This is a genomic window from Pseudodesulfovibrio sp. (assembly GCF_028692895.1).
GTDB lineage: Bacteria > Desulfobacterota > Desulfovibrionia > Desulfovibrionales > Desulfovibrionaceae > Pseudodesulfovibrio.
In genome coordinates this window covers 1-9,774 of sequence record NZ_JAQUWN010000042.1, presented here as the reverse complement: position 1 = coordinate 9,774, position 9,774 = coordinate 1, and the positions used below count along the sequence as shown (strand labels likewise).

The following is a 9,774-nucleotide window of genomic DNA, read 5'->3' as shown; positions in this document are numbered from 1 at the left end:
CTTCGCGGACAGTAGCCCACGCCGTGTGAACTGCTTGGAGCAGACTTGCAAAGCTTGTCGTTACGGCGTCTGAGACATTGGCAGAGGCAGGGTTCTTGATTTGAGGATTGGTCTGTTTCTTTTCCCCAAAAAACACCCCGGCTGGGGCCGAGAAAAGCGGCGGACGGTGTCTCGGCAAGCAGCACGTATCCCCACCCGTTTTTCTCGACCCCAGCCGTTACCCGGCACGGCGGGGGCGAGCGAGCGCCCGTCCCCGCGGACATGAGTCGTTCTACCGAGCTACGCCCCCGCGAAAGCGGCGAATGGTTTCCAGCTTCAGCCGTTGGCGAGTCTTCGAGCCTTACGGATGAAGACAGCAGCGATAAGGCGTTGCCTTTGGCGGGTCCAGGGCAGCGCCCTGGTCTCCCCGAAGGGGCCGCCGGAGGCATTCCCTATGCCATACCGTCGCCTTCCCACGCGAACCAGGCGGGCACGTATTTGCCGCCGCGCGACAGTTCGTGTTCGAGTCGTTTGCAATCGGGCTGGTGGTGTTCGACCAGGGCCCAGTAGGCGGGGGAGTGGTTGAGGTGCCGGGTGTGGCAGAGTTCGTGGAGGAGGAGCTGGTCCACGAGTTCGGGCGGGAGGAAGAGGAGTTTGGCGTTGAGGCTGATGGCGCCGCGCGCGGAGCAGGAGCCCCAGCGGGTGCGTTGGCGGCGAAGGCGCAGGGCGGCGTAGGGCAGGGCGAGGCGGCGGCTGAGGGTGTCGAGGCGGGGCAGGGCGAATTCGCGGGCGCGTTTGACGGTGAATGTTTGGAGGGCGCGGAGGGTGGCGGGGGTGTCTGCGAGGGGGCCGCGCACGAGGAGGCGGTCGGCGTTTGGGGTGACGGTGGTCCGGCCGGGCCGGTCGAGGTAGTCCACGGGGTGGGAGCGGTCGGCGGCGCGGAATTCGAGGTGGTCCGGCGGGTCGGGGGTCTGGCCGGAGAGGTCGAGGCCGCGCTTTGCCAGGGCGTCGCGGGTATGTTCGATCCATTGGCGTTTCTCGGCCAGGATGTCGGCGACCGCGGAGTGGCGGTAGCCGCGCGGGACCACGACCACGAGTCCCTTGCCGGGGACGAGCTTGACCAGGATGCGCCGGGCGCGGGGGTGTTCCTTGACGGTCAGGGGCAGGCCCGCGAAGGAGGTCATTTGGAGGGCGGGACCTCTTCGGTACGGACGCGGATGCCGTTTTCGAGGAGCAGCTCGGCGAAGACGCCGTTGCCGGGCACGCGGGTGGAGGAGAAGGTGCCGTCGTAGATGACGTCCTTGCCGCAGGAGGGGGAGCGGGCCTTGAGGACGGCTTCCTCGCAGCCGAGGAGTTTGGCGAGCTTGAGCCCTTCCTCGGCCCCGCGTCGGAACTGTTCGGTGCGGTCCGCGCCGGTGTTGTCGACGACGCGGCCGTCGTCGGTTTTTTCGCAGGGCGGGCGCGGGGTGGGCAGGCCGCCGTGGACCTCGGGGCAGAAGGGCACGGCCTCGCCCCGGCGGACCATTTCCACGATGGACTGCGTGGTGTTGCTGGAGCCGTTGTAGCTGCAATGGATGCCGGCCAGGCAGGCGCTGACCAGGACGGGTTTTTTCATCGGGAGCTCCGGTGACTGCGGGTTTCGGGTGGGCCGCATTCTACCCTTGATCTCCCTGGTGTCAAAGGCCTATCTTGCGCCCGTGACAAACGACTATTCCAAGCGCGGGATGTACCTGTTCCTGCTGGTGCTGGCCGCTGGCGGCGCCGTGGCCTTCCAGGGCTGGCGCACCCTGCTCAACAACTTCGCCGTGGACGTGGCCGGGCTCGACGGCCTGAAGATGGGCATCGTCCAGTCCGTGCGCGAGGTGCCCGGCTTCCTTTCGCTGCTGGCCATCTACGCCATCCTGGTGGTGCGCGAGCACCGGCTGGCGGCGTTGTCGGTCATCGTGCTCGGCATCGGGGTGAGCATGGCCGGGCTGTTGCCGACCACGGCCGGGCTGGTCCTGACCACGCTTTTGATGAGCTTCGGGTTCCATTTCTACATGACCATGAACCAGTCGCTGACCTTGCAGTATTTCAGCCACACCGAGGCCCCGATGGTCATGGCGCGGGTGCGCAGCGTGACGGCCCTGTCCAACGTCCTGGTGGGCGGCGCGATCTACCTGCTGGCCCGGCGGCTCGATTACGAGCCGATGTTCGCGATCCTGGGCGGGGTGGCCGTGGCGGCCGGGCTGTGGGCCCTGACGCGGGACCCGTCCAGCCCGGACGCGCCCATGCAGCGCAAGAAGCTGGTCTTCCGGGGCCGGTACTGGCTGTTTTACGCCCTGACCTTCCTGAGCGGGGCGCGGCGGCAGATCTTCGTGGCCTTCGCCGTGTACCTGATGGTGGTCAAGTTCAGGTTTTCGGTGGAGCAGGTCACGCTGCTGTTCATCATCAACAACGTCATCAACTATTTCGTGAACCCGCTCATCGGCCGGGCCGTGAACCGGTATGGCGAGCGGGCGGTGCTCACCCTGGAATACATGGTCCTGACCGTGGTCTTCCTCGGCTATGCGGAGACTGAAAGCGCCATCATGGTCGGCGTGTTCTATGTGGCGGACAACGTCGTCTTCAACTTCTCCATGGGCATCAACACCTTCTACCAGAAGATAGCGGACCCGCGCGACATCGCCTCGGGCATGGCCATGGGGTTCACCGTCAATCACATCGCCGCGGTGGCCGTGCCCTTCCTCGGGGGGCTGGCCTGGATGGCGGACTATCACGTCGTGTTCCTGGGCGCGGCCGCCCTGTCCGTGCTCTCCCTGGTCCTGAGCCAGTTCATCCCCGGACAATTGCGCAAGGCCCAAATCGGCGGTTGACTTGGCTCGCATCCGATGTAAAATCGGACAATGGTTCTCAAATGCGTGATTTTTGCCCGGGGGCGCGCCGCATGAAGGGGTTGGGCCAGGGGCTACCCAAGGTTTTCCTCCAGACGGGCGACTGCTTCATCGGCGTGCAGCCCACGCTGGTGACCACGGTTCTCGGCTCCTGCCTGGCCGTGACCATGCATGCGCCCAGCCGCGGGATCGGGACTATCTGCCACGCCTTTTTGCCCGACAGCAGCGAGGACAAGCGGCGCGGCGACCCGCAGATTTGCCGGTATGTGGACACCGCATTGCAGAACATGCTGGAATCGCTTGACAAACTCGGCGTTCCGCGTCGGGACCTGGTCATCAAGATGTTCGGCGGATCGTCCGGCATCGCGGTGCGCGGCATGGAGTGGAGCTCCTACAACATCGGCCGCCGGAACATCGAGATGGCGCGCAAGCTGCTGCGCTTCGCCCGGCTGGACGTGGCCGTGGAGGACGTGGGCGGCTCGCGCGGGCGCAAGATCCTGTTCCACACGGCCACGGGCGAGATCTGGCTCAAGCGGCTGCGCAGCGTCGAGCGCGCCCTGTTCGACGGCGACGGGGACGTGGGAACCAGGCTGTAGTTTTTTCAACCGAGGGGGGACCCATGCCGACCGTGATCGTGGACGGGGAGCTCGAAGCCATCATTCCCCGGTATTTCGAGTTGCAGCGCCAGGGACTGGCCGACCTGCGGGCGGCCGTGGAGCGGGGCGACGCCGAGTCGGCCCGGCTCATCGGCCACCGGATGAAGGGCACGGGCACGTCCTACGGCTTTCCGAACCTGACGGAGCTGGGCGCGGCCATCGAGGGCGCGGCCCTGGCGGGCGACCTGGCCGGGGCCGGGCGGCTCGGGGCCGAGGCGGAGTCGTTTCTGGACGCCGTCCGCGTGGTCTACGGGGAGGTGAAACCGTGAACATCCTCATGCTCGCCATCAACGACCCGGCCGGGACGGCCATCCAGTTCGCGAGGGCCGTCAACCGCTACAGCGGCCACCGCTGCCGCCTGGTCACCCTGGAGACCCGCTACACCCACGACTGGGAAAAGGACCTGCACATCCCGGACCTGGGCCCGGACGGGCTGGAGGAGGTGGAGATTCTCCTGCGCGAGGCGGACGTCCTCCATTTCCACATGACCTGCGACGAGAACCAGCCCTTCGGCCCGTTCCTGCCCGCCGATTACCTGAAGGGCAAGGCGGTGGTCCACCACCACCACGGGCACCACGATTTCCGCTCCGACCCGGAGTCCTTCCGCCGCAAGTACCGCGAGCGCGGCCGGACCAACCTGCTGGTCAGCACGCCGGACCTGCTTCACAAACTGCCCGAGGCGCGCTGGCAGCCCAACCTGGTGCCCATCAGCGAGCCGCTGCTCCGGCCGCAGTGGGGGCGCTTCGACGACCCCGGCCAGCTCCTGCTCTGCCACTCGCCCACGCGCAAGGATCTCAAGAACACCGACGACCTGCTGGAGGCCGTGCAGTGGGTCAACCGGCGGCGCGCCCGCATCCGCCTGGACCTCATCGACGACGTGCCCAACGAGGTCTGCCTGTCGCGCAAGCGGCGCTGCCACGTCCTCTTCGACCACATGCAGGGGTACTACGGCGTGTCCAGCCTGGAGGGGCTCTCCCAGGGGCTGGCGGTCATCGCCGGGCTGGACGACTGGAACCGGGCGCGCATGGCCGAGTTCGCCGGGACCGACGACCTGCCCTGGGTCGTGGCTCGGGACCAGGGCGAGCTGAGGGCCCGGCTGGTGGAGCTGTGCGACGACCGCGCCCGGTGCGCGGCCATCGGCGACAAGGGCCGCGTTTTCATGGAGGAGCGCTGGTCCGACCAGCGGGTGGCCCGCCGCCTGACCGATTTTTACGAAGGGTTGTAAACCCGGCCCTGCCGCTTTGCCTTTCCCGCGACTTTTGGGTATATCCGACACGCTGACCCATTGAAGCGGAGTGCGCATGAGGGATGATTCCGGCAGACATATCGGGCTGTTCGCCCTGTTCCTGGCCTTGCTGATACTGGCCGGGCCGTTGCTTGCGGCCGAGTCGGCCCCGGCCTCCGAGGCCGAGGGCCCGGCCGTGCGCATGGCCGTGGACCCCACGGTCCTGCCCCCGGCGAGCGGGCCGGACGACGCGGCCGGCCGGGAGGCCCCCGCCCCGGCGCAATCCGCCGCCCCGGCCACCCAGGCTCCCGCCGTTCCCGACGAACCTGCCCGGTCCGATCAGGCCGCGCCCCCGCCGCCCGTCGTGGTGGACGTGGACGCGCCCAGGCCGCCCGAGCCAGGCGCCACGGCGGAGACGGCGAAACCGGCTCCGGCCTCCGATGCGGCCCCGGCCTCCGATGAAAAACCGGCGGCCCGCGCCGAAGCCCCGGCCGCCCCCGCCCCCGGCAAGTCCGCCGCCGCCCCGGCGTCCGGCCAGGCCGGCATCGTCACCGGGCTCTCCCTGCGCTCCGACGCCGACGGGTTCGAGCTGACCGTGGTGGCCGACCGGCCCGTGGGCGACACCACCTACCTCAACCTGGCCAATCCCCGGCGGCTGGTGGTGGACCTGCGTCAGCCCTGGACGCTGCGGACCCGCAACGTGCTCCGCGCAGACAGCGGCGCGGTCCGTCATGTGGTGGCGGGCGAGCATCCGGACCGGCTCCGCCTGGTCTTTCATTTCCGCACCCCGCCCGCGCGAGGGATCGAACCCGAGTTCCTGCGCACGGGCGACCGCCTGGTCGTGCGCGTGCGGATGCCCTGAGCGAATCGCGCGCGAGCCACCGGCAGCCAACGGATTTTGTAGGCTGTAACACAAATGTAACAATCGGGTAATGGTGGCGTAACGCCCGGAGGATAGAGACCATGAATTGCCGCGCCCATTGGACGCGGCCCGAGCCATTTCATCGGGAGTAACACAGGCATGAGCAACGCCATCAAGGTAGCCTCGCGAAATCTCGACTTCTTTTACGGAGATTTCAAGGCCCTGGAGAATATCAGCATAGACTTCGAGCGCAACCGGGTCACCGCCCTGATCGGGCCGTCCGGCTGCGGCAAGTCCACCTACATCCGCTGCATCAACAGGATGAACGACCTCATCCCGGGCACGCGGGTGGCGGGCGAGCTGACCCTGGACGGCCAGGACATCTACGCCCCCGGCCTCGACGTGGTCTCGCTTCGGCGGCGCATCGGCATGGTCTTCCAGAAGCCCAACCCGTTCCCCAAGACCATCTTCGAGAACGTCGCCTACGGCCTGCGCGTCAACGGCGTGCGCGACAAGGCGTTCCTGGAGAACCGGGTGGAGGAGTCCCTCAAGGGCGCGGCCCTTTGGGACGAGGTCAAGGACCGCATGCACACCTCGGCCATGGGCCTTTCCGGCGGCCAGCAGCAGCGGCTGTGCATCGCCCGCGCCCTGGCCATCGAGCCGGAGGTCCTGCTCATGGACGAGCCCGCCTCGGCCCTGGACCCCATCGCCACCCAGAAGATCGAGGACCTCATCCACGAGCTCAAGCAGAACTTCACGATCATCATCGTCACCCACTCCATGCAGCAGGCGGCCCGCGTGTCCGACCGCACCGCCTTCTTCTACATGGGCAAGCTCATCGAGGTGGACAGCACCAAGACCATGTTCACCAACCCGGCCAACAAGCAGACCGAGGACTACATCACCGGTCGCTTCGGCTAGCCCGCCGTTGCCAATCGAATGAAGCCAGGATAATAACGGCGGACAACCAGACAGCGATTCCGCAATGCGGACCGGAGGATGATATATGGAACAGCGCGCGCATTTTTCCAAGAAGCTCGAGGACCTCAAGGTCAAGGTGCTGCGCATGGCGGCCCTGTCCGAGACGGCCGTGCACAAGGCGATCAAGGCCTTTCTCGAGAACGACGCCGACCTGGCCGAGGAGGTCATCGTCGGCGACAGCCTCATCAACCAGATGGAGGACGACCTCGACAACTTCAGCCTGGAGCTGCTCGCGCTCGACCAGCCCATGGCCGTGGACCTGCGCACCATCATCGGCGGCCAGCGCGTCACCGTGAACCTGGAGCGGCTCGGCGACGAGGCCGTCAACCTGGCCCACCGCGCCCTGTTCCTCTCCACCCGGCCGCCCCTGCCGCACAACCCGCGCATGGAAAGCCTGGCCGCCACGGCCCGGACCATGCTCTCCAACGCCTTCAAGGCCTACGTGGACGAGGACGTCAGCCTGGCCACCCAGGTCTGCCGCATGGACGACAAGGCCGACGACCTGAACATCGCCATCCTTCGCCAGTTCGTGGCCGACATGGTCTCCGAGTCCCGCATCGTGGAGCGGGGCGTGCACGCCATCATCGCCGCCCGCCACCTGGAGCGCATCGCCGACCTGGCCACCAACGTGGCCGAGTCCGTGGTCTTCATCGTGGAAGGCACCAGCATGAAGCACAACTGCAAGGAATAGCTTTCGGCACACTCCCTCTCACGCCAGGGGCGTCTCCTCCGGGGGGCGCCCCTGCGGCTTTTTTGCCGGCCGGGTCCGGCCCTTGCGCGTTCCCCAGCCGGGGACGGTATCGAAAAAACCTTGGGATTTCGCCGGAATCCATTGGGAGAAAAGGGTTTACACCCCGTCGTATTTCGGATAAAAGCAGTACTCTTTATATACTGGAAGCCCCCGGCCCGCGCCGGGATGCGCCGCGCGGCGCGGCTTCCGCTTTAGTCTGGACGTAAGGACGGGGAATCCGGCCTGATGCCGACCGCGCTTCGGGGGCTCGCCTGCCTCGGAAAACGATGACCCGGAAGCGCTGGTACCCCCGTCTTGCAAATATGCGTTAAACCATTACATTGTCCGAGGTCCGTTGTGGAGGTAACCCATGGAAGAAACTAAAGAATCTGTTGAAATGGCCGAGATGGAAATGAATTTCGCCGATGCTCTCGACGAGTATCTGAATTCCGATTTCGGCGACCTGGACGAAGGCACCATCGTCTCCGGTGAAGTCGTCAAGGTGGACAAGGACTACGTCCTCGTCGACGTCAACTTCAAGTCCGAAGGCCAGATCCCGGTCTCCGAGTTCACCGAGGTCGACGGCACCGTGAACGTCAAGATCGGCCAGAAGGTCGACGTCTTCGTCGCCCGCAAGAACGAGGCCGAGGGCACCATCTACCTGTCCCGCGACAAGGCCAAGCGGATGCAGCTCTTCGACAAGCTCGAGGAACTGCAGGAGAAGGACGGCGTGGCCGTTGGCCGCATCGTCCGCCGCATCAAGGGCGGCTACACCGTCGATCTCGGCGGCGTCGAAGCCTTCCTGCCCGGCTCCCACGTGGACCTTCGCCCCGTGCCCGACATGGACGCCCTGGTCAACCAGGAGTTCGAATTCAAGATTCTGAAGATCAACCGCCGCCGCTCCAACGTCATCGTCTCCCGCCGCGTCCTCCTCGAGGAAATGCGCAGCGAACAGCGCGACAAGCTCCTCGGCACCCTGGAAGACGGCCAGGTCGTCAAGGGCAAGGTCAAGAACGTCACCGAATACGGCGTGTTCATCGACCTGGGCGGTCTCGACGGCCTGCTCCATATCACCGACATGTCCTGGAAGCGCATCAAGCATCCCAAGGAAATGGTTCAACTGGGCGACGATCTCGAACTCAAGATCCTCAGCTTCGACCGCGATGCGCAGAAGGTCTCCCTGGGCCTCAAGCAGCTCGTGCCCGATCCGTGGGAGAACATCGCCGAGAAGTACCCCCAGGGCGCCCGCTTCACCGGCGTCATCACCAACCTGGCCGACTACGGCGCGTTCGTCGAGCTGGAAAACGGCGTGGAAGGACTGGTCCACATCTCCGAGATGTCCTGGACCCGCAAGCTCCGCCACCCGTCCCAGATGGTCAAGGTCGGTGAAGAAGTCGAAGTCGTCGTCCTCGGCGTCGATCCCGACAAGAAGCGCATCTCGCTCGGCATGAAGCAGATCTCCCCGAACCCGTGGGATGTCGTGGCCGAGAAGTACCCCGAAGGCACCGTCCTCGAAGGCGCGATCAAGAACATCACCGAGTTCGGCGTGTTCATCGGCATCGAGGAAGGCATCGACGGCCTCATCCATGTGTCCGACATCTCCTGGACCAAGAAGATCCGCCACCCCTCCGAGGTCTACAAGGTCGGCGACTCCGTCCAGGCCAAGGTCCTCACGGTGGACAAGGAGAACGAGAAGTTCACCCTGGGCGTCAAGCAGCTCACCGAGGACCCGTGGACCCAGGTCCCGTCCAAGTACCCCGTGGGCCAGATGATCACCGGCACCGTGACCAACATCACCGACTTCGGCCTCTTCGTCGAGGTCGAGGAAGGCATCGAAGGCCTGGTCCACGTCTCCGAGATCAGCCGCAAGAAGGTCAAGTCCCCCTCCGAGATGTTCAAGGAAGGCGACTCCATCGAGGCCAAGGTCATCCATGTGTCCGCCGATGAGCGCCGCCTCGGCCTGTCCATCAAGCAGACCAAGGAAGAGCCCGCTTCCGGCGCCCGCAAGCCCAAGACCTTCGGCTCCACCACCTCCGGCTCCGGCACCGGCTCCACCCTGGGCGACCTGCTCCGCGAAAAGCTGGAGGAGGCCGCCGGGGAAATCCTGGCCGATGAGCCCGAAGCCGACGAAGTAACCGAAGCGCCCGCCGCGGAAGCCGCTCCCGTCGAGGAAGCGGCCGCCGAAGAGAGCGAAGAAGAGAAGTAGGTTAAAACCGTGCGCATGGAAGAGACCAACTCCCGTTTCTCCCAGCGCCACCCCCTGCTCTTCGGGGTGTTGATGATAGTAATGGCCGTGGCCCTCGTCATGGGGGCCACGGCCTTCTTTCGCTCCATGGGCGTGGGAGCCGGACTCGGCCTCGGCGGCGACAAACTCGGCGTCGTCAACATCGAAGGCGCCATCCTCGACTCCCGGGAAGTCGTCGACTGGCTCCATACCCTCGAAGAAGACGACTCCGTCAAAGGCGTCC

10 protein-coding genes and 1 pseudogene are annotated in these 9,774 nt (G+C 66.0%); 9 read left to right on the top strand and 2 right to left on the bottom strand.

What is annotated here, in order from left to right:
* Window positions 1-431: 431 nt before the first annotated feature.
* Both PHP91_RS11225 and PHP91_RS11220 read right to left on the bottom strand, forming a co-directional pair.
* On the bottom strand, window positions 432-1,163 hold the full coding sequence (locus PHP91_RS11225) for a SprT family zinc-dependent metalloprotease (RefSeq protein WP_300140557.1): 732 nt from the start codon (window positions 1,161-1,163) through the stop codon (window positions 432-434).
* On the bottom strand, window positions 1,160-1,594 hold the full coding sequence (locus tag PHP91_RS11220) for a DUF523 domain-containing protein (protein WP_300140555.1): 435 nt from the start codon (window positions 1,592-1,594) through the stop codon (window positions 1,160-1,162). Before PHP91_RS11220 ends, PHP91_RS11225 begins: the two co-directional genes overlap by 4 nt.
* A gap of 82 nt (window positions 1,595-1,676) precedes the next feature.
* Here PHP91_RS11220 and PHP91_RS11215 point away from each other — a divergent pair, with 82 nt between their 5' ends.
* From PHP91_RS11215 to PHP91_RS11175, 9 genes and pseudogenes are all read left to right on the top strand, one after another.
* A complete protein-coding gene (locus tag PHP91_RS11215; RefSeq protein WP_300140553.1) occupies window positions 1,677-2,834 on the top strand; it encodes an MFS transporter in 1,158 nt (385 codons plus the stop codon).
* 71 nt (window positions 2,835-2,905) lie between these two features.
* Window positions 2,906-3,448, top strand: a complete 543-nt coding sequence (locus PHP91_RS11210) for a chemotaxis protein CheD (protein WP_300140551.1) — start codon at window positions 2,906-2,908, stop codon at window positions 3,446-3,448.
* Between the two features lie 23 nt (window positions 3,449-3,471).
* The gene (locus PHP91_RS11205; RefSeq protein WP_300140549.1) at window positions 3,472-3,777 is read left to right on the top strand and encodes an Hpt domain-containing protein; all 306 of its coding nucleotides are present in this window, start codon (window positions 3,472-3,474) and stop codon (window positions 3,775-3,777) included.
* A complete protein-coding gene (locus PHP91_RS11200; protein WP_300140547.1) occupies window positions 3,774-4,733 on the top strand; it encodes a glycosyltransferase family 1 protein in 960 nt (319 codons plus the stop codon). The genes PHP91_RS11205 and PHP91_RS11200 overlap by 4 nt, the downstream gene beginning before the upstream one ends.
* 76 nt (window positions 4,734-4,809) lie before the next feature.
* Window positions 4,810-5,595 (top strand): AMIN domain-containing protein, encoded by a 786-nt coding sequence (locus PHP91_RS11195; protein WP_300140545.1) that lies wholly within the window; start codon window positions 4,810-4,812, stop codon window positions 5,593-5,595.
* A 159-nt stretch (window positions 5,596-5,754) separates the two neighbouring features.
* Window positions 5,755-6,516: a phosphate ABC transporter ATP-binding protein PstB gene (gene pstB, locus PHP91_RS11190; protein WP_300140543.1), complete on the top strand. Its 762-nt coding sequence runs from the start codon at window positions 5,755-5,757 to the stop codon at window positions 6,514-6,516.
* Window positions 6,517-6,601: 85 nt separating this feature from the next.
* On the top strand, window positions 6,602-7,267 hold the full coding sequence (phoU, locus tag PHP91_RS11185) for a phosphate signaling complex protein PhoU (protein ID WP_300140541.1): 666 nt from the start codon (window positions 6,602-6,604) through the stop codon (window positions 7,265-7,267).
* A gap of 409 nt (window positions 7,268-7,676) precedes the next feature.
* Entirely contained in the window at window positions 7,677-9,512 is a 1,836-nt protein-coding gene (locus tag PHP91_RS11180) for a 30S ribosomal protein S1 (RefSeq protein WP_300140539.1), read from the top strand.
* A 15-nt stretch (window positions 9,513-9,527) separates the two neighbouring features.
* Window positions 9,528-9,774 (top strand): annotated as a pseudogene (locus tag PHP91_RS11175) (signal peptide peptidase SppA); the annotation flags it as partial.

Coding starts and splice junctions, on each gene's coding strand:
- PHP91_RS11195 (WP_300140545.1), top strand. CDS start 4,810: ATGAGGGATGATTCCGGCAGACATATCGGGCTGTTCGCCCTGTTCCTG.
- phoU (WP_300140541.1), top strand. CDS start 6,602: ATGGAACAGCGCGCGCATTTTTCCAAGAAGCTCGAGGACCTCAAGGTC.
- pstB (WP_300140543.1), top strand. CDS start 5,755: ATGAGCAACGCCATCAAGGTAGCCTCGCGAAATCTCGACTTCTTTTAC.
- PHP91_RS11225 (WP_300140557.1), bottom strand. CDS start 1,163: ATGACCTCCTTCGCGGGCCTGCCCCTGACCGTCAAGGAACACCCCCGC.
- PHP91_RS11220 (WP_300140555.1), bottom strand. CDS start 1,594: ATGAAAAAACCCGTCCTGGTCAGCGCCTGCCTGGCCGGCATCCATTGC.
- PHP91_RS11210 (WP_300140551.1), top strand. CDS start 2,906: ATGAAGGGGTTGGGCCAGGGGCTACCCAAGGTTTTCCTCCAGACGGGC.
- PHP91_RS11180 (WP_300140539.1), top strand. CDS start 7,677: ATGGAAGAAACTAAAGAATCTGTTGAAATGGCCGAGATGGAAATGAAT.
- PHP91_RS11205 (WP_300140549.1), top strand. CDS start 3,472: ATGCCGACCGTGATCGTGGACGGGGAGCTCGAAGCCATCATTCCCCGG.